General features: G+C 71.1%; 16 protein-coding genes and 1 pseudogene. 11 read left to right on the top strand and 6 right to left on the bottom strand.

Annotated elements, in window-relative coordinates; all coding sequences use genetic code 11:
* Positions 1 to 208: 208 nt before the first annotated feature.
* The 3 genes from EL266_RS02445 to EL266_RS02435 are packed head-to-tail and all read right to left on the bottom strand — an operon-like array spanning position 209 to position 3,326.
* On the bottom strand, positions 209 to 2,725 hold the full coding sequence (locus EL266_RS02445; RefSeq protein WP_034514610.1) for a heavy metal translocating P-type ATPase: 2,517 nt from the start codon (positions 2,723 to 2,725) through the stop codon (positions 209 to 211).
* A gap of 8 nt (positions 2,726 to 2,733) precedes the next feature.
* On the bottom strand, positions 2,734 to 3,003 hold the full coding sequence (locus EL266_RS02440) for a heavy-metal-associated domain-containing protein (RefSeq protein WP_026426219.1): 270 nt from the start codon (positions 3,001 to 3,003) through the stop codon (positions 2,734 to 2,736).
* Between the two features lie 41 nt (positions 3,004 to 3,044).
* Positions 3,045 to 3,326, bottom strand: a complete 282-nt coding sequence (locus tag EL266_RS02435; RefSeq protein WP_026426218.1) for a metal-sensitive transcriptional regulator — start codon at positions 3,324 to 3,326, stop codon at positions 3,045 to 3,047.
* A gap of 114 nt (positions 3,327 to 3,440) precedes the next feature.
* Between EL266_RS02435 and EL266_RS02430 the strand changes: the two genes are divergently transcribed.
* Entirely contained in the window at positions 3,441 to 4,259 is an 819-nt protein-coding gene (locus EL266_RS02430; protein WP_026426217.1) for a variant leucine-rich repeat-containing protein, read from the top strand.
* Positions 4,260 to 4,347: 88 nt separating this feature from the next.
* Here EL266_RS02430 and EL266_RS02425 read toward each other — a convergent pair whose 3' ends face one another.
* On the bottom strand, positions 4,348 to 5,052 hold the full coding sequence (locus EL266_RS02425; protein WP_034514609.1) for a response regulator: 705 nt from the start codon (positions 5,050 to 5,052) through the stop codon (positions 4,348 to 4,350).
* A gap of 270 nt (positions 5,053 to 5,322) precedes the next feature.
* Here EL266_RS02425 and EL266_RS02420 point away from each other — a divergent pair, with 270 nt between their 5' ends.
* From EL266_RS02420 to EL266_RS02385, 8 genes and pseudogenes are all read left to right on the top strand, one after another.
* Entirely contained in the window at positions 5,323 to 6,672 is a 1,350-nt protein-coding gene (locus EL266_RS02420) for a YcaO-like family protein (protein WP_026426216.1), read from the top strand.
* 25 nt (positions 6,673 to 6,697) lie between these two features.
* Entirely contained in the window at positions 6,698 to 7,318 is a 621-nt protein-coding gene (locus EL266_RS02415) for a TOMM precursor leader peptide-binding protein (RefSeq protein WP_034514608.1), read from the top strand.
* Positions 7,319 to 9,061, top strand: a complete 1,743-nt coding sequence (locus EL266_RS02410; protein ID WP_026426214.1) for a TOMM precursor leader peptide-binding protein — start codon at positions 7,319 to 7,321, stop codon at positions 9,059 to 9,061.
* Positions 9,051 to 9,821: a nitroreductase family protein gene (locus EL266_RS02405; protein ID WP_051280928.1), complete on the top strand. Its 771-nt coding sequence runs from the start codon at positions 9,051 to 9,053 to the stop codon at positions 9,819 to 9,821. The genes EL266_RS02410 and EL266_RS02405 overlap by 11 nt, the downstream gene beginning before the upstream one ends.
* A gap of 150 nt (positions 9,822 to 9,971) precedes the next feature.
* A pseudogene (locus EL266_RS13610) lies at positions 9,972 to 10,064 on the top strand (thiocillin family RiPP); the annotation flags it as partial.
* A 192-nt stretch (positions 10,065 to 10,256) separates the two neighbouring features.
* Positions 10,257 to 11,441, top strand: a complete 1,185-nt coding sequence (locus EL266_RS02395) for a PqqD family protein (RefSeq protein ID WP_026426213.1) — start codon at positions 10,257 to 10,259, stop codon at positions 11,439 to 11,441.
* Entirely contained in the window at positions 11,438 to 13,963 is a 2,526-nt protein-coding gene (locus EL266_RS02390; RefSeq protein ID WP_026426212.1) for a lantibiotic dehydratase, read from the top strand. Before EL266_RS02395 ends, EL266_RS02390 begins: the two co-directional genes overlap by 4 nt.
* Complete coding sequence (locus EL266_RS02385; protein WP_034514607.1) at positions 13,963 to 14,880, top strand: thiopeptide-type bacteriocin biosynthesis protein; 918 nt, start codon at positions 13,963 to 13,965, stop codon at positions 14,878 to 14,880. Before EL266_RS02390 ends, EL266_RS02385 begins: the two co-directional genes overlap by 1 nt.
* Before the next feature lie 487 nt (positions 14,881 to 15,367).
* Here EL266_RS02385 and EL266_RS02375 read toward each other — a convergent pair whose 3' ends face one another.
* The gene (locus EL266_RS02375) at positions 15,368 to 16,150 is read right to left on the bottom strand and encodes a transposase family protein (protein ID WP_126412096.1); all 783 of its coding nucleotides are present in this window, start codon (positions 16,148 to 16,150) and stop codon (positions 15,368 to 15,370) included.
* A gap of 126 nt (positions 16,151 to 16,276) precedes the next feature.
* On the opposite strand from EL266_RS02375, the gene EL266_RS02370 reads away from it, so the two are divergent.
* Both EL266_RS02370 and EL266_RS02360 read left to right on the top strand, forming a co-directional pair.
* Positions 16,277 to 16,681: a DUF3800 domain-containing protein gene (locus tag EL266_RS02370; protein ID WP_170175874.1), complete on the top strand. Its 405-nt coding sequence runs from the start codon at positions 16,277 to 16,279 to the stop codon at positions 16,679 to 16,681.
* A gap of 210 nt (positions 16,682 to 16,891) precedes the next feature.
* On the top strand, positions 16,892 to 18,187 hold the full coding sequence (locus tag EL266_RS02360) for an integrase catalytic domain-containing protein (RefSeq protein ID WP_232011975.1): 1,296 nt from the start codon (positions 16,892 to 16,894) through the stop codon (positions 18,185 to 18,187).
* Positions 18,188 to 18,691: 504 nt separating this feature from the next.
* Here the strand turns inward: EL266_RS02360 and purB are convergent.
* Positions 18,692 to 20,137: an adenylosuccinate lyase gene (purB, locus tag EL266_RS02355; protein ID WP_026427103.1), complete on the bottom strand. Its 1,446-nt coding sequence runs from the start codon at positions 20,135 to 20,137 to the stop codon at positions 18,692 to 18,694.
* Positions 20,138 to 20,178 lie beyond the last annotated feature (41 nt).

Genomic DNA, 20,178 nt, shown 5'->3' with positions numbered 1-20,178 from the left:
CTGAGACGCGCGCCATGACATGATGCGGAGGGCTGCCCCACAAGGCAGCCCTCCGCATCATGCTCCCCACAGCGCAGCAGACCGGTGCGCAGCTCGGCTCCCGGGCGCTGGGCGGGGCTGGCCTGGTCCCGACCCTCGGGGGAGACCAACGGCTCCTGGGCGGCATCCACGCGCCCCGCACCCTCGGGCAGGCCCACGATGAACAGCCTCAGCCCGCGCGGCGCAGGCGCAGGGAGTTGCTCACCACGATGAGGCTGGAGGCGGCCATGGCGGCCCCCGCGATCATGGGGTTGAGCAGGCCCGCGACCGCCAGGGGGATCGCGGCCACGTTGTAGGCGAAGGCCCAGAACAGGTTCTGCTTGATGACGCGCAGCGTCGCCCGGCTCACCCGCACGGCGGAGACCGCCGCCTCCAGATCCGCGCGCACCAGGGTGATATCGGCGGCCTCGATGGCCACATCCGTGCCCGACCCCATCGCCAGGCCCAGCCCCTGCATCCCGGCCTGAGCCAGGGCGGCCGCATCATTGACGCCGTCGCCCACCATGCCCACCACCGCGCCGCGGCCCTGGAGCTCGGCGACGACGTCGCGCTTGGCCCCCGGCATCACCCCGGCGCGCACATCGCCCGGGTCGATCCCGATCTGGGCCGCCACATGGCCGGCGGCGCGCGCATTGTCCCCCGTCAGCAGGATCGGGCGGATCCCCAGGTCCCGCAGCGCGGCGATCGCGGCAGCCGAGGAGTCGCGGACGGTGTCGCGCACCGCCAGCACGGCGGCGGGCTCACCATCCACCGCGACGACGACGGCCGTCGCCCCCGTGGACTCGGCGCCCTCCAGCGCCGCGACCAGGGGCTCGCCAAGCCCCGCACCGCGCTCGGCGATCCAGGATGCGCGGCCCACCGCGACCTCATGGGCATGGTGGCCGGCGCTCACCCGGCCGCTCACGCCCCGGCCCTCATGGTTGACGAAGTCCTCGACGGCGGGCAGCTGGGTCCCCATCGCCTCGACGCGCTCGCGGGCCGCGGCCGTGATGGCGGCCGCCACCGGATGCTCACTGGAGGCCTCAAGCGCCCCCGCCAGGATGAGCGGATCGGCGGCGATCGGGACGGCCCGGCTGCCCGAGTCCGCCTCGACGGGCTCGATCCCGGCGCTGGCGGCGGCGTCGAGACTCATCTGCGCCGTCGTCACCGTGCCGGTCTTGTCCAGCACCATCGTGTCCAGGGCCCGCGTGGACTCCAGGATCTCGGGGCCCTTGATGACGGCCCCCAGTTGGGCGGCCCGGCCCGTGCCCACCAGGAGCGCCGTCGGCGTGGCCAGGCCCAGGGCGCAGGGGCAGGCGATGACCAGCACCGCCACCGCCGCTGTCACCGCCGCCTGCGCCCCGCCGCCGACGGCCAGCCAGCCGATGAGGGTCAGCGCGGAGATCACCAGGACCACGGGCACGAAGACCCCGGAGACGCGATCGGCCAGGCGCTGGATGGGGGCCTTGCCCGCCTGGGCCTGGACCACCATCGCGCCGATGCGGGCCAGGGTCGTGCCCCGCCCCACGGCCGTGGCCCGGACCAGCAGGGCGCCGGAGGTGTTGACCGTGGCGCCGGTGACCTCCTGGCCCACGCCCACATCCACGGGCACGGACTCGCCGGTCAGCATGGAGGCATCCACGGCCGATCGCCCCTCGACCACCACCCCGTCCGTGGCGATCTTCTCCCCGGGGCGCACCGCGAACAGGTCGCCGACCATGAGGTCCTCAATGCTGATGCGCTCCTCGACCCTGCCCCCGGGCGCATCCGCGTCAGCCGGGCGCACCCGAGTGACCTCCTTGGCCCCCAGCTCCAGCAGGGCGCGCAGCGCATCCCCGGAGCGGTGCTTGGCGCGGGCCTCGGCATAGCGGCCCGCCAGGAGGAAGGTGGTGATCCAGGCCGCCGACTCGAAGTACATATGGGGGTGGTGGCCCTGCCCACGGGGCAGCAGCTCCATGGACATGCGCATCCCGACCTGACCCGCGCCCCCCAGGATCAGGGCCCACAGGCTCCAGGCGGTCGAGGCGATCACCCCCAGGGACACCAGGGTGTCCATGGTCAGGGCGCCGTGGCGCAGCCCGGCCAGAGCCGTGCGGTGGAAGGGCCAGGTCCCCCAGGTGGCCACCGGCAGCGCCATGAGCGCCACCGCCCACTGCCAGCCGGGCCACTGGAGGGCCGGAAGCATGGAGATGGCCATCACCGGCACGGAGAGCGTCAGGCAGTAGGCCAGGCGCATGCGCAGCTCGTCGGCCCGTGCCGCATGGGAGGCCCCGATCTGCGCCGTCGACCCCTGGGCGGCGATGGGGTCGGCATTCTCGATCCGGCGGTCCGCTCCCGCGGATTGCGGCCCTGCTGGCGGGCCCTGCTCTCCGCCGGCCCGCCGGGCCTTATCCGGCTCGGCATCCGCCGCGACTGCTGCGGCTGCCGTTGTTGCCGTGCTGGCTGCGGCTGCTGTGACTGCGGCAGCGCTTGCCGGGTCGGATGACTCCAGCACCGAGGCCGTGTACCCGGCGCGCTCCACCGTGGCGATGAGCTCGGCGTCGGTGATCGGGGCGCTGACCACCAGGCGGGCGGACTCGGTGGCCAGATTGACCGAGGCCTCAACCCCATCGAGCCGGGAGAGTCTCTTCTCCACGCGAGCCACGCAGCTCGCGCAGGTCATCCCGCCCACCGTCAGGTCGACGACCCTGGCATCGGCGCCGCTCATGGGGATCCTCAGGCCACCGGCTCGTCGCGCTCGACGGCGTCCAGCGTGTAGTCCCCGGCCTCGTCGATGGCCCGGGCCAGGGCGGAGTCGGTCAGCAGGACGTCGGAGACCACCGTGACGGTGGACTGCCCCTCCTTGTTCAGCAGGATGGAGACGTTCTTGACCCCCTCGATCGCCTCAAGCTCCTCGGTGATGTGGGCGACGCAGTGCCCGCAGGTCAGTCCTGAGACCTTCAGCGTGGTGGTGCGGTCGATGCCGGTGTCGGTGAAGTCGGCCATGATACTGCTCCTTGTCGGTGATTCGTGAGATGGGTGCGGTCTTAGGAGCGCACGAGTCGCGCGATGGCCCGGTAGGCCTCGTCGATCTTGTCCTGACCCTCCTGGGGGTCGGTCTGGGCGGCGTGGAGGACGCAGTGGCTCATATGCTCCTGGAGCAGTCCCAGACCCACGGCCTGGAGGGCCTTGGTGGCCGCGGCGATCTGGGTCAGGACGTCGATGCAGTAGACATCCTCCTCCACCATGCGGGAGATGCCGCGGACCTGGCCCTCGATGCGGCGCAGCCGCCCCAGGTGGTCCTCCTTGGTCCCGCTGTATCCGGCCATGCCAGCCTCCTCGACGTCTGCGGACTGCATGGGGACCATACCCCGCGGGGGTATGACGGTCAAGTACCCCCAGGGGGTACTGCTTGCGGTTGCGGCTCATGGGATGCTCAGGTCATGACCGCCCTCGCCGACCGTGATCGCGCCGCCCTCGCCACCGCACAGGACCCCGGCACGCCGACCGGCAGCCTCATGGTGCTGGCCGGCAACCATCCGGAGCTGCGCCGCGTCATCGTCGACAACCCAGCCTGCTCGCCGGAGCTGCGCGAGTGGATCATCCGCCTTGAGGCCGCCGACGACGAGCGCCCCGGAGGCGAGCGCCGGGCCGATGAGGACTCCCTGGCGCCCTTCGGCTGGGAGCCCTCCGACATAGGCGCAGACCCCGACCCCTTCGGCACCGTGATCGGCGACCCGCTCATGGGCTCCCCGCTCTTTGATGAGACGGAGAGCCGGGCCGACCCGCCCGAGCAGGAGGCCGACAGCGGGAAGACCGGTCGCCCCGGTGGTGCCGGTCCCGCCGCGTCGCGGTCGGCCAGTGCCGCGCGACCGGCCCCCAGGCCCTCGGGCCCGCCCTCGGTCTCGCAGCAGCCCCCCACCAGGCCTGGCGCGCCTTCTCAGGTCCCGGCGCCCGTCCCCGGCGGGCCCGCGCAGGCCGGTGCGCCGGACCGCAGCGCGCCCGGTTACGGTGTGCAGACCTATGGGGCGCAGACCTATGGGCAGACCTATGGGGCGCCCGGTGCTCAGGCCGGCCTGCCCGGGGTGGCGCCGCCTCCCGCCGTGCCCAGGCCTCACCCGGCAGCGGGCGGGCCGGAGCAGAAGGACGATGGACGCCCCGCCAAGGGCGCGCAGAAGTCCCAGAGCGGCAGCGGCTGTACGAATGTGCTGGCCTGGGTCATGCTGGTGCTGATCTTCCTGGCGATCCGGAGCTGCTCCTGAGGCCGGGCGGTCGCTGGCGCGACCCGGGAGCCCTGCGCTGAGCGGCATGCGATGGGTCGCCAGGCCCACCCTCGAGCGCGCCCCGGGGTCAGCAGGGCGTGCTCACGGGCTCGGCGGGCTGGCGGAGCTGCGAGGCGTAGCCGTGCCGGAAGGCCCACACGACGATCTCCAGGCGCGAGGAGGCCCCGGTCTTGTGCAGCAGCACGGAGACATGCGTCTTGACCGTGGCCTCGGAGATGGACAGCCGCGAGGCGATCTTGCGATTGGAGGCCCCGTCGCACAGCAGGCGCAGCACATCGTGCTCGCGATCGGAGAGGTCGACACTGCCGTCGGCCGTGCGCATCGAGGCCAGGGCGTGGTCGATGAGGCGGGCGGTCTTGGCGGGGGCCACGACCTTGCCCCCGGAGTGGACGGTGCGCACCGCGGCCATGATCTCCTCAGCGGAGGCGCTCTTGAGCAGGAATCCGCTGGCACCGGCGCGCAGGCCCACCATGAGGTCATCGTCGGTGTCCGTGGTGGTCAGCAGGATGACGCCGGTGCGCGGGCAGGCCGCCAGCGCCTGACGGGTCAGCCCCGCCCCGTCCAGGGCGCCCAGTTGGACGTGGATATCGGTGATGAGAACGTCGACCTGCTGGGATTCGAGGAGCCGTATGGCCTTCTCGGCCGAGCGGGTGGCCAGCAGGACCCTGATATCGGGGGCGGTGGTGAAGTAGGACTCCAGGTGGGCCAGGGCCATGGCGTCGTCGTCGACCAGGGCGACGCCGATGGGCGGTGGAGTGAGCCGGGAAGACATGTCTCTCCTTGGTCATGTCGGTGCTCGCCGCGGAGGGTGGGGTGCGGCGGGCCGGGAACGTCACCAAAATACCTGAATAGAACCGATCACTGATACCAACGGATCACTTGATTCCGCAATTAACTCATGATGCTCCTGAAAAAGGATGAGTGTGGGTCCTCCCAACAGCGGAGCATCTGTAGATCGACGGCCGAAGCGGCCGCTCCGCCGCATCGGGCAGGCTCTCGGCAGGAACAGCGCCGCCCCCAGGCGGCCGGATAAGGAGGGCCTATGCACCGGTCAGCACTCACTGAGGATGTGCCCCCCTCCCTGGCCCGCGCGGCCGAGCTGGAGTCCCCCTACGGCCTGGTCTCGCGCTCGGCCGAGCTCCCCCAGGCCGCGGGCGAGCCGGTCTTCGCCATCTGGACCGCCTTCCTGGGGGACCTGTCCGCCGCACTGGACTCCCAGCGCGTGTGGAGGCACCGGGCCGAGTCGGGCAACATCGACGGCGCCGGCGGGGCCATCGACGCCGACCGCGCCCGTCATATCGCCATCGTCGAGTCCATGGAGCGCTACTCCTCCTGCGCCTGGAGCGAGGACGAGCTCATCTGGGACACCGCCGCCGGCCTGGGGGAGGGCGCGATCGGCCCCGAGCACTGGCCGGTCTGCTCGCCCACCGAGCTGGCCGACCCCCACTGCGGCCTGCGGGACCCCGACCCCCGGGTCCCCATCCGCTGGGTGCGCGGATGGTCCCTGACCCGCGGACGTGAGGTCTTCGTCCCCGCCATCCTGGCCTACCTCAACTTCCCCCTGCACAGCCCCAGCGAGTTCTTCACCAACCCGGTCTCCACGGGCACCGCCGCCCACGCCGACCTGCGCGAGGCCGTCCTGGGAGGCCTGCTGGAGGTCATCGAGCGGGACTCGATCTCCCTGACCTGGCTCCAGCGCCTGCGCCTTCCCCGCGTGGAGGTCGACCCCGACGCCCTGGACGCCGTGGCCGCCGAGTACCACCGGGTCGGCACCTCCACCGGGCTGGAGGTCCATCTCTTCGACGCCACCACCGACTACGGCGTGCCCGTGCTCTACGCCGTTCAGACCTCCAGCGACGATACCGAGCTCGCCCAGGTCGTGGCGGCCACCTGCGACCTGGACCCCCAGCGGGCCCTGGCCAAGATCTACCGCGAGCTCGCCTCCCTGCGCATCGCCCTGCGCAGCTATGCGCGCAACCCCCGCAGCAAGAAGGAGGTCACCGACCAGGACCTCACCGTCGTCGGGGGAGCCCTGGCCAATGCCGACCCGCAGATGCGCCACGTCTTCGACTTCCTCCTCCAGGGCCCCCGGCCGGTCCGCCCCCTGTCCCAGGTGGGCGCCCTGCCCGAGGGGGGCGACCCCCTGGAGCGGGTTGTCTCCCACCTGGAGAGGGCCGGCGCCGAGGCTATCGTCGTCGACCTGACCACCGATGAGGCCCGCCAGGTGGGCATGCATGTCATCAAGGCCCTCATCCCCCAGGCCATGCCCCTGTCCTTCAGCCACCGCGCCCGCTTCCTGGCCACCCCCCGCCTCTACCAGGCGCCCCGGGCCATGGGCCTGGAGGTCCATGAGGAGAAGGACATCAACCCCGTCAAGCAGCCCTTCGCCTAAGGCCCGTGCACAGGAGCGAGGAATCATGAGCACCACCCGGCCGGTCACGGCCTACCTGCCCCAGGGGGGATTCGGCCACGCCGTCGCCCGGCGCCTGGCCGGCCCCCACGACCCGGTCCTGCCGGTCGACGACGGACTGGCCAGTGCCGCCGTCCCCTTCGCCGAGCGCCTGGTCATGATCTGCGACCCCGAGCAGAGCGAGCTGCGCCAGGCCCTGGATGCCCTGTCCTTCGCCAGGCGCCTGCCCTCGGTGGGCCTGGAGCTGGATCCCACCGAGCTGCGCTGCGGCCCCCTGGTGGTCCCCGGGGCCAGCGCCTGCCACACCTGCCTGACCCGCCGGCGCCGCCAGCACGGCCACCGCCCCCGCCCCGAGGGTCTGGCACCCCTGCCCCAGGGCTACGCCCACCACCACGTGGTCATCGGCGCCGGCCTGATCGGCCTGGCCCTGGAGGCCCTCGACAACGGGCCCCAGGATGAGGGGATCGGCGGCCAGGTGTGGACCATGGACCTGGTCTCGGGGGCGACCGCCTGCGCCCGGACCGTGGCCGTGGACCGCTGCCCCACCTGCTCGGGGCGCTACGCTGCGCGCCGCGGCTCCCTGGCCGGCTTCGCCGAGCTCCTTCCCCACCGCAGGGAGGTGGGCTGAATGGCCGGGTCAGTGATGCGCGCCGACGACGTCGGCCGGGCCGCCCGCAGCGACCTGCAGTTCCGCATCCCCCGCCGCCCCGTGATGCGGCTCGGGCTTCACGCCCGCCTGAGCGATGAGGGCCTGGTGATCGACGGCGCCCGCAAGACCCAGGTCCTGGGCGGGGCCTTCGCGCGCGAGCACCTGGCAGACCTGCTGGAGGCCTGCGACGCCAGCCGCAGCATCGAGCAGATCGGCCAGGACACGGGCATCGGGGCCCAGGCCGCCTTCCAGGCGGTCTCCCTGCTGTGGACCGGCGGCATCGTCGAGGAGGGAGACACCCCGCCCCTCCAGGAGCCCGGCCCCGCCCCGGAGCTGGCCTGCCTGCTCTCCCGCCTGGGGGACTCCACCGGGGTCAACGACTCCTGGCAGGACGCCGCCCGACGCCTGGGCGCCGCGCGCGTCGTCGTCCTGACCGGTCCGGGCACCACTGGGCCGGCAGCCGATCTGGCCGACGAGCTGGTGGCCGCCCTGGAGCCCACCCTGGCGGTGCGCGCCGGAGACCCGCAGGACGATGACACCCTGGCCGTCCTCATCGAGACCGCCGCGGACAAGGCCCCCGGGATCGCGGGGATGGCCCAGCGCTGCTGGCAGGCGGGCCTGCCCCTGCTGCGAGTGCGCGCCGAGGATGGGGCCGTGACCATCGGGCCCTACGTGGATCCGGCCTTCTCCCCCTGCCTGGAGTGCGCCTCCAGCGGAGAGGATGAGGCCGGGCCCGCGCCGTCAGCGGCGCGCCGCGACATCGTCGTCGGCCTGGCCGCCCGGGCCGTGGCCGAGCTCATCGCCCGCGCCACGACCATCCACCTGCCCGGGGACTCGCGACGCATCGACCTGGAGACCCTGGCCCACACCGACCGGCCGGCCGTGACCCGCCCCGGCTGCCCGGTGTGCTCCATCAGCGGCGACGACGGCGCACCGGTGTCCCCCACCGCCCCCATCGGAGCCCGCTACGAGCAGTCCGTGGCCATCCCCCCGGCCGCCTTCGTCGACTCCAAGGGCCACCAGCAGCACTACAAGCCCTCCAACCTGCGCCTCCAGCACGAGTTCCGCGACTGGCCGGTCTGCCCGCGCACCCCCCTGCCGCCGGCCGACCTGGGCCTGCTGGAGCGGCCCTGGCCCACACCGCCCACACCGCCCACACCCGCCCCGCCCCTGACCGAGGCCGGCCCAGGGCCGGCACTGCCGTCACTGGTCGAGGTGGCCACCGTCCTGGCCCTGGCGGTCGGCGTGCGCGAGCCCCTGGAGCCGGGCGCCGACCCCGAGGACCCCCGCAACAAGCTGCGCCGCTGGACGGCCGCCGGCGGCAACGTCGGCTCAGTGACCGCCTACCTCCTGGTGCCCGAGCCGGATGCCCCCGACGCCCCCGCGGACCTGGCCCCCGGCACCTACACCTACATCGAGCGCGACCACGCCCTGGCCCTCGTGGGCCCACCGCCCCTGGCGCCCCGCAGCGGCCTGCGCCTGGTGCTGACCGGCAACGTGGACAAGCTGGCCCGCAAGTACTTCGCCTTCGGCCTGCGCCTGGCCATTCAGGACTGCGGCTGCTCCTTCGCCGTCATCCGCCTGGTCGCCCAGGCCCTGGGACTGCCCATGCGGGCCTGGGCCCTGTGGGACGAGCAGGAGCTGGCAGCCCAGTTGGGCACCGACCCGCGGCGCGAGCCGGTGTGCGCCGTCGTCGACCTGAAAGGACGCCATGCGCTCTGACTACCAGACCCTGCGGGAGATCCTCTCCGGATTCGCCGACCCCGACCAGCCCTCCAGCGCCGACGGCCTGGCGGGCCAGCGCCGCGCCCGAGCCCTGGAGGGCCAGGGCCTCAGCCTCCCCGAGCCCGGCCCCCATCCCCGTGACCTGCGCCAGACCCTGGTGCAGCGCTCCTCGACCACCTCCTACGGGCCCGAGCCCCTGGACGCCGCCCCGCTGCTGGGCATGGTGCGCCAGGCCCTCATCGAGGACCAGACCACGTGGGGGCGGCAGGCCGACCTCGTGGCCCTGGAGCCCTTCGTCCTGCTGCTGCGCCCCCGAGGCGCCGAGCCGGGCATCTACCGGGTGGGCCGCGACGGCGCCGAGCTCCTGCGCCCCCTGCCCACCTACGAGCAGATCGAGGGCATGGCCGTCCAGAAGGAGTTCGCCCGCGCCGGGGCCATCGTCTCGGTGGCCGCCGACCTGGACGGGGCCGACTCCTGGGCCGGTGCCCACGGGTACCGATTCGCCATGATGCGCAGCGCCTCCCTCATCTACTCGGTGCACCTGCGGGCCACCGCCCACAGCCTGGCCGGGACGGTCTTCGCCGGATTCTCCACCTCCATGGTGCGCCACCTCCTGGACTCCGACGGCGTGAGCCGGCACCAGATGTTCGCCGTCACCGTGGCCGCCCCCCAGTCGGCTGAGCCGGCAGAACAGGCAGAGCCGGCAGGGCCCGCAGAGCCGAGCGGGGCGGCCCCCTCCACGGACGATCCACCCTGAGCCGAGCCGGCGCCAGGCGCGCCGTCGGCCCCATGACTGCCCCGATCACGGGGCGAAGGGGCCCGGCCCCCACAGGCCGGACCCCTCCACGGGTCCCATGGGACCCGCTCCAACCCAGCGAGACATGCCAGTGAAGGAGGTGAACAGCATATGACCACGATTGATCTGACACTCGCCGACGGCGACTTCGGTGTCGAGGAGCTCCCCGAGGGCAACGCCCTGGGTTGCGCCTTCTGCGCGGCCTCGGCCTCGTGCCCGTCCTGCGCGGCCTCGTCGTCCTGCCCGTCCTGCGCGGCCTCGTCGTCCTGCCCGTCCTGCGCGGCCAGCTCGTCGACCGTCTGCTGACGCCATGTTGACACCGTCACCACAGGCGGGCGGGGGAGATCATCCCCCGCCCGCCATCGGCGCCACGAACCAGGATCGAGAGGGCTAACGATGAGCACCACCAGTGATATCCCGCGCTTGCGCCCCGGAGTGACGCTGATCGTGGGCATGGACAACCAGGCCATGCTCTTCGACAGCGCCTCCGGCAGCTACCACCGCCTGGGCGCGGCCGCGGCCTTCATCGTCAACCAGTTCGACGGCCTGCGCAGCCTGTCCACCATCATCGACCAGCTCCCCCAGGACATCGATGACGCCGGCGTCCAGCGCATCACCGGCATGGTCGAGGCGCTGCGCTCCAAGCGCCTCCTGGTGGGACCCGGGCCCGAGCGCGCCGTCGGCCCGCCCCCCAGCCCCGCCAAGGTGCGGCGCGCCCGCCGCGTGCGGGGCCGACACGTCGCCTACCCCCGGATGGGGCGTCACCTGCAGGTCTCCTCCCCGCGCTGGAGCGGAGGATGGATGCTGCCGCGCCTCATGGTCATGCGCAGCTTCAACCGGGTGGTCGCCCCGCTTGCCGCCCTGCTTCACCGCCTGCCCGCCCGGGCGCTGAGCTGGGTCTTCCTGGCCGCCTCCGTGGCCGGATTCGTCGCCGGGGCGGTCGCCCTGATCAACCTGGCCGGAGGGCCCCCGCCGGGCATGCACGTGTTCGTCATCGCCGTGGCCATCCAACTGGTGAGCATCGTGGCGCACGAGTCCTGGCACGCCATTGTCGCCGCCTGGCTGGGCACCCCCGTGCGAGGGCTCGGGGTGGCCTTCATGTTCTGGGTCCTGCCCATCGCCTATGTGGACCGCACCGACTCCTACCGGGTGCGCTCGCGGCTGGGCAGGGCCATGCTCGCCCTGGCCGGCATCTGCTCCGACGGCGTCATCTGCGGCATCGAGGCCGCGGTGGCCGCCTCCTCCACCGGGACCGTGCGGCATGTGGCCCTCACCCTGTGCGCCTTCCAGCTGACCATGCTCATCACCAACCTCAGCCCCCTCACCCAGTCCGACGGCGTGGCCGCCGCCGAGGCCCTGACCGGAACCGTCAACCTGCGCGGGCGCTCCATGCTCATCCTGGGAAGCGTGCTGCGGCGTGAGCCCCTGCCCGCCGGCCTGGCCTCCCTGCGGCCCGCCGTGCGCTGGGGGTACTTCGCCTATGGGCTGGCCTGCACCCTGCTGGGGGCGGCGACCATGGTGGTCAGTGTTGTCTGGATGGGCTTCCTGGCGACCTACCTCGTGAAAGGCCTCCTGGCATGACCTCCCCGAACCTGTCCCTTCCCACCCTGGTGCGCGTGGGAGGGCTCCCCGCCAGCGCCGTGCCCGCGCCCGGTCCCGAGCTGCTCGACGCCCTGGAGGACCTGCGCCGCCTGGAGGAGAGCGCCCGGCGGGCCGGCCAGGACATGCTCGACCCGCTCTACGAGATCGTCCCCGGCCTGGAGCGCCAGCAGCGGCGCGCGGTCCTGCGCGCCAAGCGGCGGATCTTCCAGGGCCGGGCCACCGGCATCCCCCAGGACGAGGCAGAGGCGCTGCCTGAGCCCGCCGGCACCATGCTGACCCGCTGGGACGCGCTGATGAGCAGGATCGCCCAGGCCCGCGAGCGCCTGGAGACCGCCGTGGCGGCGGATATGGAGCGCAGCCGCCAGGTGCTGGCCGCCGGCCTGGACGAGCCCGGATACCTGCGCTCCCTGGCGATCGCCGCCCCGGGGCTTGTGGCAGAGATCGTCAGGAGGGGCCCGAGACTGGAGGATCCGCGCCAGGTGCGCAGCCTCTACGCGCTGGCCACTCGGGCGGGCCTGAAGACCAGCCCCTTCTCCGGGATGACCACGGTGGCCGAGGCGGGCAGGGCCGGGAAGGGGCGGCGGCTGTGCACGGTGGCCGTCCACCTGGCTCACGGGCTGTTGATGCGGGCGGCCGGCGAGGTCGATACATCCGGCTCCCTGGCCATCGAGGCGCTCCCCGTGCGTCAGGCCGTGCCCGTGCTCGCTGAGCCCGATGAGGCCTCCGGGCAGGCCGCATGGGTCGGGCCGCTGGCCATCGTCGGGGAGCACAGCTATGCCGACGGGCTGCCCTTCCGCCAGGAGCGCGTCCAGCCCGCCCGGTGGCTGCTGGCGGCCCACCGGGCCCTGTCCGCGGACCAGGATGGGAGCGAGGATCGGCTTGGATCGGGGGCCCGCCCCCACCGGGAGGCGGCGCCCCGCTCGCCGGTGGAGCCGCCCGCCGTGAGCCTGGAGGAGGCCGGCCGGCGCCTGGGCGGTCCTCAGCCGCGCCGTCGTCTTGAGCGCCTTCTGGCGGCCGGGGCGCTGCATGTCCGGCCCCCCTGGATCAGGGGGCAGGACCCGTTCCCCGCGCTGGGGCAGGCCCTCTCGCAGCGCCAGCGCGAGGTCTGGCGCCAGGACCTGGAGCGCCTGGGGGCGCTGGCCCCCATTGTCGAGGTCGCTGATGGGCCGGCTCGGGCCGAGCTGCTGACCCGCGGCAAGGAGATCGCCGGCCGCATCTTCCCGGACGGTGAGCTGGGCACCAGGCCCGGCGGCCTGCTCTACGAGGACTGCGAGTCCCAGGTGGAGTGGGCTGATCCCCTCAGCCAGGGGCCCTTCCGCCAGGATGTCGAGGCGCTCGCCGACATGGCTGACCCCTGGGTGACCCGGTCCCATCTCTACGACCTGCTCGTCGAGCGGTTCATCGCCCGCTACGGGCGCGGGGGCATCTGCGAGGACCCCCTGGCCTTCGTCATGACCCTGGCCCACGCCCCCGACGGGGATGTCGAGATGATGCAGGCGGCCATGCGCGACCTCGCGGGCGGGCCCAGTCCCGAGCGGGCCGCCATGCCCGGGGGCCTGTCGGGGGCCCCACGGCATATGGGCGCCTATCTTCAGCCGGTGGCCGGGCCCGGCCAGGACGCGGGTCTTATCGTGGTGGGAGGCTTCACCAACGGCAATGGCTCCGCGCAGGCCCGCTTCCACCGACTCCTGGGGCAGGACTACGGTCAGCGCCTGGCCAGCGGCATCCGTCAGGCCTGGGGGCTTGACCGGGTCCTGGAGCTGCAGGTCTCCACCGACTGCAACACCGGCCAGGCCATCGCCGGCGGTCTGCTGCCCCCGCTGGGGCTGCCCGGTGAGCCCGGGGCGCCCGACGCCGTCGGGCTGTCCACTCTGAGACTGGTCCACGACCCGGCCACCAGCACCCTGTTCCTGGCCGACTCCCAGGGGCCGGTGGGCCTGGCCTACCTGGGCCTGACCGCCCAGCACCTCCTGGGCGGGTACCTGGCCTGGCTGGTGCTCATCGCCGAGCCCTGGGCGCGCCTGCCCCCCATGGCCGATCACTGGACCAGCCGTGAGCGCGACAGGACCGGGCCGCGCCCCGATCGCCTCGTCCACAGCCCGCGCATCACTGATGGACGCCTGGTCACCCGACGGGAGTCCTGGACCTTCCCGGCCGGTGAGCTCACCGGCCTGCTGGGGGCGGATCTGACGGACAGCCTGCTGGGGGTGGCGGGCCTGCGCGAGCGGTGGGGGCTGCCCGCACAGGTCTATGCCCATCAGCACCTGCCCCCCAGGGGGGCGACCTTCGATGAGCACAAGCCCTTCTACGTCGACCTGACCTGCCCGGCCTCGCTTCTGGCGCTGCGCGGGTGGATCGATGCCAGCGCTGAGCACCTCAGCCTGATCGAGGCCCTGCCGGGGCGCGAGCAGGTGGCCGGCACCACCGGCTCGGGGCGGGCCACGGCGCTGGAGTACCTGGTCAGCGTGCAGTGGCCCAAGAGCGGTGAGGGAGGGCAGTGATGGGATCCGGAGCCGAGGGAGAGCTGGACTGGCTCTATGCGCGCCTCTACTGCGCGGGGGGCGATGACACCGACGCCCTGCTGCCGGCTGTGGGGCGCTGGCTGGAGGGGATGCGGAGGCGGCCGATCCACTCGGCCCATTTCCTGCGCTTCGTCGACCTGCGCGGGCATCACCTGCGACTGCGCATCCAGGCCGCGCCGGAGGTCCTCGATGAGGCCTATGCCAGTCTCGGCGTGCTTGATGAGGCGGCGCGCCGCGCTCCGGTGGGGCAGGTCGAGCGCCTCGTGGTCGATCCCCTGACCGCTGCGGGCCCCGGGCGTGCCGGGCTCAGCCTGGCCGTCTACGGCCCCGAGTACGACAAGTACGGGGGAGAGGCGGGAGTCGAGGCCGCGGAGGATCATTTCGCGGCCTCCACCGCATGGTGCCTGGAGCAGCGGATCTGGCGGGTGGGGCGACCGCTTCCCCGAGTGGCCCTGGCCGCCAGGTACATGGCCCTGGTGGCGGCCGGACTGGGCGGTGATGGCAGCGACGGCACTGACGGTGCTGGCGGCGGCGACGGCAGCGGCGATAGTGACGGCAGTGCAGCCGGCTGGCTGCTGGGTGAGCAGTTGCGCCTGTGGGGGCCGCGCCTTCCCGCTGAGTTGCGCGGGGCTGAGAGCCTCAAGGCGCTGGTGGGACAGGTCCTGGAGGTCGTCGGGCAGGGGGCCGCGCAGGAGCCGAGGGATGGGCTGGAGGACCTGGCCGCCGATGCGGTGGCGGCCATCAGTCGCATGGGAGCCGGGCCTGCGGGCCGGCGGGCTCTGGACCTCATCCACATCGACATCAACCGCCTCGGCCTCAACCCCGCCGAGGAGGCCGTGGCGGGCGTGGCCGCCCGCCACCTGCTGGCAGGTCAGGCGCCGTCACCCCCTGGCTGAGGCGCCGGCTGTGGGCAGAGCATCAGCGCCGTGCCTGCGGGCAGGCATTGCTGAGGCGCACCTTCTCCAACATCTTCAGCGCCCACCCCTGGTAAGAGAGTCTCGCCGCACTCCTGAGAACAGGCGTGGCAGAATACGCTCATGTATTTGTGTTACGTGGATGATTCCGGAGATTCCAAGCACGGGGTGACCTTGTCTGCTCTTCTTGTCAAGGATCGCGCATGGACTGAGGTCCTTGGTGCGTGGCTGGAGGGTCGTCGAGAGATTAGTAGGGAGTTTGGCGTGCTCAAATCCAAGGAACTGCATGCGGTTGATCTGTACAAAGGTCGTGGGCGCCTCGTGGATCGGGATTCGGGCAGAATCCTCACTATGGAGCAGCGAGAGGCGACGGGTCGTATTATGCTCTCTCAGTTGTCGAGGGCTGCAGGTTTCCATGTGGTGACCCTAGTGACCTCCGGGTGCTCTAAGGGTGTTATTCATGTGGGGGTTACCAGCCTGTTCTGTAGAGTTCGAGTTTGGTGATCAGGGTGATGATGCTGGGGAGCTCTGCCAGGCGGTGGCGGTAGCCGGTGGATAGGATCTTCCATTTCTTCAGCGTCGCGATGGTGTGCTCGATGGCGGCGCGCGTGGATGACACGGCTCTGTTGAAGTCTTTCTCCCATTCCAGACGATCTCTTCCCGGCGTCTTCTTGATGGGGGTCAGTGCGCCATGAGCGGTGTATGCGGTATCGGCGATCCAATCGGCGCCGGTGAGGATCGTGTCCCAGCCGCACAGGCTCAAGGCGGCGCTGTCGTGACGTGAGCCGGGCACCGGGTCCGAGACCGCCACCAGGGTGGCGTCGGTGGTGGCGGCGACCTGGACATTCAGGCACTGGGCATGGTGCTTGCCCGAGTAGTTGGCCTTCTCGACCTGCCTGCCGGCTGCGGGCCTGTTACCAGTGGGGATCGGCGTGCCATCAACGAGCAGCAGGCTGCCCTGAGCCACTGCCTGGGACAGAGAGATCCCACTCATGGCCAGCACATGGGTCAGCAAGGGGACCATGCGCCTCCAGATCCTGGAGACGGTGGGCTGGGAGACGCCGCACATGTCGGCGGCCAGGGCCTGGGAGATGTTATGGCGCGCCAGAATCAAGGTCAACTCCACCTGCTGCCTGAGCCCCAGGCGGTAGCCCAATAGACTCTGGCCCCGAGATTCGAGCACCTCTTCGATGCGCCCGACAAGCTCATCGATATCCTCATCGCACAGCCCCGTGGTAGACTCGTAATGCATCGGCCGCCTCCCCAAGAGAATCGAGTGTGGTAACCCAATTCTCTCCCGAGACGGCCGATGCACCAACTAACGACACGAACAAACCCCCATGAATAACACCCTAAGCCCGATGCCTACAGGAAGTTCCTGAGGTGGCTCGATGATTGGGCAAAACAGGAGGATGAGACGGCCATGGTGTTCTACGATGGTCATCAGGGCTACTCGCCTGAACTAAGAGGAGGGGAATCGGCGGAGAATGCGCATGAGTGGGAGACAGCTTTGCGAGAGGCAACTCCGTTTCGGGATGCTCATCGTGGTCTTGAGATTTCAACTCGCCGTATCGTAGAGGATGTCCTCATGCAGGACAGTAGGTACAGCCAGTTGATCCAGGCGGCAGATCTTATTGCCTACGGGGCATTCCATAAGCATGCCCAAGATTATCCAGGGGTGTGGGTGGGAATTAGGCCGGTTCCTGGGGCGATTCGGGCCTATATGAAGACGTGCTCCCATTGGGTTCCGAATTCAGAGAACGGCATCATCTGGTTGGAGTAGAAAACGCAAAGACCCCCGGACGGAGCCGGGGGTCTGCGAGGGGCGAGACCCCGTGGGTGACCCTGGTGGTCGCATAGGGCCTCGCGTGCCCGAGTGTACGTCAAGCCTGAAGGGAGGGCAAGGCAGCGACGAGACTCATCGTGGATGCCCGCGAAGGAGGTCCCGTGCCTCATGTGGAAGTGCCCGCGAAATCCGCGGACCGTGGTGGGCATGGGAAGCGAGTTGTCGATGGGGGCTAGGGCTGAGATCACCAGGAAGTACGCCACGGCGTATGCCAGGGCGTCCAAGGGCGATAAGGGGCGGATGCTCGACGAGGTGTGCGCGGTGACTGGCTGGAGCCGGGACAACGCGCGCAGGCGCCTGACCCAGGCCGCCAAGCGCCCTGGCGGGGCCAAGAAGGAGGCGCCCAGGCCCAGGGGCCGCAAGTACTCCTATGACGCCCTGAAGGTCCTGCAAAAGGTGTGGGCGGCCAGTGGCGGGCAGTGCGGCAAGTACCTGGCGGCGTCCATGCCGCTGCTGCTCGACCTGCTCCAGTCCCACGGGGAGCTGGATGACGAGCCCCGATACACGCCCCAGGTGCGGGCAGAGCTGGAGGCCATGAGTGCGGCGACCATCGACCGGTACCTGGCCCCAGTACGCGCCAAGGACCCCGTCCGGGGGATCAGCACCACCAAGGCCGGGCCGCTGCTGCGCAACTCGATCACCATCCGCAAGGCCGGTGACGAGATCGAGGCCGCCCCGGGGTTCTTCGAGGTCGACACCGTCGCCCACTGCGGCCCGGTCCTCAAGGGCGAGTTCGCCCGGACCCTGAACATGACCGACGTGCTCACCGGGTGGGTGTTCACCCGCACGATGCGCAACAACGCGGAGAAGCACATCATTGCCGCCCTGGACGCAGCCATCGACGCCGTCCCGTTCCCGCTGCTGGGCATGGACTTCGACAACGGCAGCGAGTTCATCAACCACGGGGTCGTGGCATGGGCCGGCAACCTGGGCATCTACTTCACCAGGGCCCGGCCCTACCGCAAGAACGACCAGGCGACCATCGAGTCCAAGAACAACCATCTCGTGCGCCGCTACGGCTTCTACTACCGGTACGACACCGACACCGAGCGCGCCACCCTGAACCGCCTGTGGTCCCTGGTCGACGACCGCCTCAACTTCCTGACACCCACCCGCAAGCCCGTCGGGTGGGGCACCGACAAGGCCGGGCGGCGCAAGCGCCTCTACGACGCCCCCGCCACCCCGCTGGAGCGGCTCCTGTCCACTGATGCCCTGACCGGCCAGCACAAGGATGAGCTGATCGCCTACCGCGACAGCCTCAACCCCGCCAAGATCGCCAGGCGCATCCACGACCTTCAGGCCTCCCTGATCATGCAGGCCAAGACCAAGACCGACGAGCTCTACGCCGCCCAGATCCCCAGCGCCCTGCCCGACGTCCACCACAGCATCCGCGTCAAGAAAGCCTCCCGACACCCCACCCGTTTTGCGGGCATTCCTACATGAGGCACGGAGAAGATTTCGCGGGCACCTTGACATGAGGCACCCCGGGCAGCGACGGGGCTCGTCGTGGATGCATGTGAGGGTCGCTCCACCGCCGGTAGGGTTGGCGAAGCTGAAGGTCTTGAGGTCTTGGCCTCGACGGCGAGGTAATCCCCCGTCATCGACACAATCATGGACACAGTTGTCTATGACGGTGTCGATGAGTGTATATGACGCCGCAGGGTGTGTATGACGGTGCGCCTGGGTCCTCGGCGACTGCTTTGGAGGGGATTGCGCGTGGGCACGGAGCACTCCTCAGCCAGACGCGCAGTTCAAGGCGTGGTTACTTCTTCATACTAAGAAGGCGGTCAGGCCAATGTCCTCCAAAACGGTCACCTCGCGCCGGCCCTGGAGGGAGACGGAGGCGGCGCTGCCCGTCCGTCATGCACACTGTCATCGACACAGTTGTCTATGACGGTGTCGATGAGTGTGCATGACGGCGCCTGGGGCGCGAGGGCGCGCCGTCGCTCAGTCCTCCAGGTGATCGACGAGGCGGGCCGCCAGGCCCGTGTAGGTGGCGGGGGTCAGGGCGAGCAGGCGGGCCTCGACTTCCTCGGGCATGCCCAGGCCCGCGATGAACTCCCGCATCCCCTCAGCCGTCACCCGCTTGCCGCGGGTCAGCTCCTTGAGGCGCTCGTAGGGGTCGGCCATGCCGGTGGCCCCGGCCACGGCCGCGGCTCGCATGGCCTGCTGGACCGCCTCGCCCAGCACCTCCCAGGTGGCCTCCAGATCCTCCTCCAGGCGGGTGCGGTCCACGTCCAGGCCCGCCAGGCCCCGGCGGATGTTGTCAATGGCCAGCAGTGAGTGCCCCAGTGCCGTGCCGACATTGCGCTGCGTCGTCGAATCCGTCAGATCCCGCTGCAGGCGGGAGGTGACCAGCGTGGCCGACAGCGTGTCCAGCAGCGCGCAGGAGATCTCCAGATTCGCCTCACCGTTCTCGAAGCGGATCGGGTTGACCTTGTGGGGCATGGTCGAGGACCCGGTGGAGCCCTGGGCGCTCAGGCGCTGGTGGAAGTAGCCCAGGGAGATGTAGGTCCACACATCCGTGGCCAGATTGTGGGCGATCCGGTTGAAGCGGGCGATGTCCGAGTAGAGCTCGGCCTGCCAGTCATGGGACTCGATCTGGGTGGTCAGCGGATTCCAGGTCAGGCCCAGGGCCTCGACGAAGTCGCGGGCCACCGCCTGCCAGTCGGTCCCGGGCACGGAGACCGCATGAGCCCCGTAGGTGCCGGTGGCCCCATTGATCTTGCCCAGGTACTCGATCGCCTCGACGCGCCGCACCTGGCGGCCCAGGCGGTGCGCGAGCACCGCGAGCTCCTTGCCCAGCGTGGTGGGCGTGGCCGCCTGGCCGTGAGTGCGCGCCAGCATGGGGGCCTCGGCGTGCTCGCGGGCCATGGCCGACAGGTCGGCCACCAGGCCCCGGGCCGCCGGCAGCCACACCTGCTCGATCGCCGAGCGGATCGTCAGCCCGTAGGCGAGGTTGTTGATGTCCTCGGAGGTGCAGAAGATGTGGACGATCTCCCCCACCTCCGGCAGGACGCTGGCCCCGCCGTCGGCCCCGGTCACGCCCGGAGCCTGCGCGGCGGCGGCCAGACGGCGCTTGAGCAGGTACTCCACCGCCTTGACGTCGTGGCGGGTCTCGGCCTCGATCGCGGCCAGCTCGGCGATGTCCTGGGCGTCGAAGCCCTCGACGACGCCGCGCAGGTAGGCCCTCTCAGACTCGCTGAGCACCGGAGCCCCGGGCAGGGCGCCGGCCTCGCTCAGGTGGATGAGCCACTCGACCTCCACCCGCAGGCGCGCCCGGTTGAGGGCGGCCTCCGAGAGATGGTTGACCAGCGGGGCGGCGACGGCGCGGTAGCGGCCATCCAGCGGGCTCAGGGCGATGTGGGGAGTCACGGTGGCGAGATCGACCATGGCCCCATTGTGTCAGGTGCTCGGGCCCTGGCGCGCCGGGC

Source organism: Actinomyces slackii, from assembly GCF_900637295.1.
In the GTDB taxonomy this organism is placed as follows: Bacteria; Actinomycetota; Actinomycetes; order Actinomycetales; family Actinomycetaceae; genus Actinomyces; species Actinomyces slackii.
This window is presented reverse-complemented; position numbering and strand designations above follow the sequence as displayed.

What these genes read in the sequence shown, in the direction of transcription:
- EL266_RS02435 (WP_026426218.1), bottom strand. Translation starts at nt 3,326, where the DNA reads ATGGCCGGATACAGCGGGACCAAGGAGGACCACCTGGGGCGGCTGCGC.
- EL266_RS02405 (WP_051280928.1), top strand. Translation starts at nt 9,051, where the DNA reads ATGCGCTCTGACTACCAGACCCTGCGGGAGATCCTCTCCGGATTCGCC.
- EL266_RS02375 (WP_126412096.1), bottom strand. Translation starts at nt 16,150, where the DNA reads ATGCATTACGAGTCTACCACGGGGCTGTGCGATGAGGATATCGATGAG.
- EL266_RS02395 (WP_026426213.1), top strand. Translation starts at nt 10,257, where the DNA reads ATGAGCACCACCAGTGATATCCCGCGCTTGCGCCCCGGAGTGACGCTG.
- EL266_RS02385 (WP_034514607.1), top strand. Translation starts at nt 13,963, where the DNA reads ATGGGATCCGGAGCCGAGGGAGAGCTGGACTGGCTCTATGCGCGCCTC.
- EL266_RS02410 (WP_026426214.1), top strand. Translation starts at nt 7,319, where the DNA reads ATGGCCGGGTCAGTGATGCGCGCCGACGACGTCGGCCGGGCCGCCCGC.
- purB (WP_026427103.1), bottom strand. Translation starts at nt 20,137, where the DNA reads ATGGTCGATCTCGCCACCGTGACTCCCCACATCGCCCTGAGCCCGCTG.
- EL266_RS02420 (WP_026426216.1), top strand. Translation starts at nt 5,323, where the DNA reads ATGCACCGGTCAGCACTCACTGAGGATGTGCCCCCCTCCCTGGCCCGC.
- EL266_RS02390 (WP_026426212.1), top strand. Translation starts at nt 11,438, where the DNA reads ATGACCTCCCCGAACCTGTCCCTTCCCACCCTGGTGCGCGTGGGAGGG.
- EL266_RS02445 (WP_034514610.1), bottom strand. Translation starts at nt 2,725, where the DNA reads ATGAGCGGCGCCGATGCCAGGGTCGTCGACCTGACGGTGGGCGGGATG.
- EL266_RS02425 (WP_034514609.1), bottom strand. Translation starts at nt 5,052, where the DNA reads ATGTCTTCCCGGCTCACTCCACCGCCCATCGGCGTCGCCCTGGTCGAC.
- EL266_RS02430 (WP_026426217.1), top strand. Translation starts at nt 3,441, where the DNA reads ATGACCGCCCTCGCCGACCGTGATCGCGCCGCCCTCGCCACCGCACAG.
- EL266_RS02440 (WP_026426219.1), bottom strand. Translation starts at nt 3,003, where the DNA reads ATGGCCGACTTCACCGACACCGGCATCGACCGCACCACCACGCTGAAG.
- EL266_RS02360 (WP_232011975.1), top strand. Translation starts at nt 16,892, where the DNA reads ATGGGAAGCGAGTTGTCGATGGGGGCTAGGGCTGAGATCACCAGGAAG.
- EL266_RS02415 (WP_034514608.1), top strand. Translation starts at nt 6,698, where the DNA reads ATGAGCACCACCCGGCCGGTCACGGCCTACCTGCCCCAGGGGGGATTC.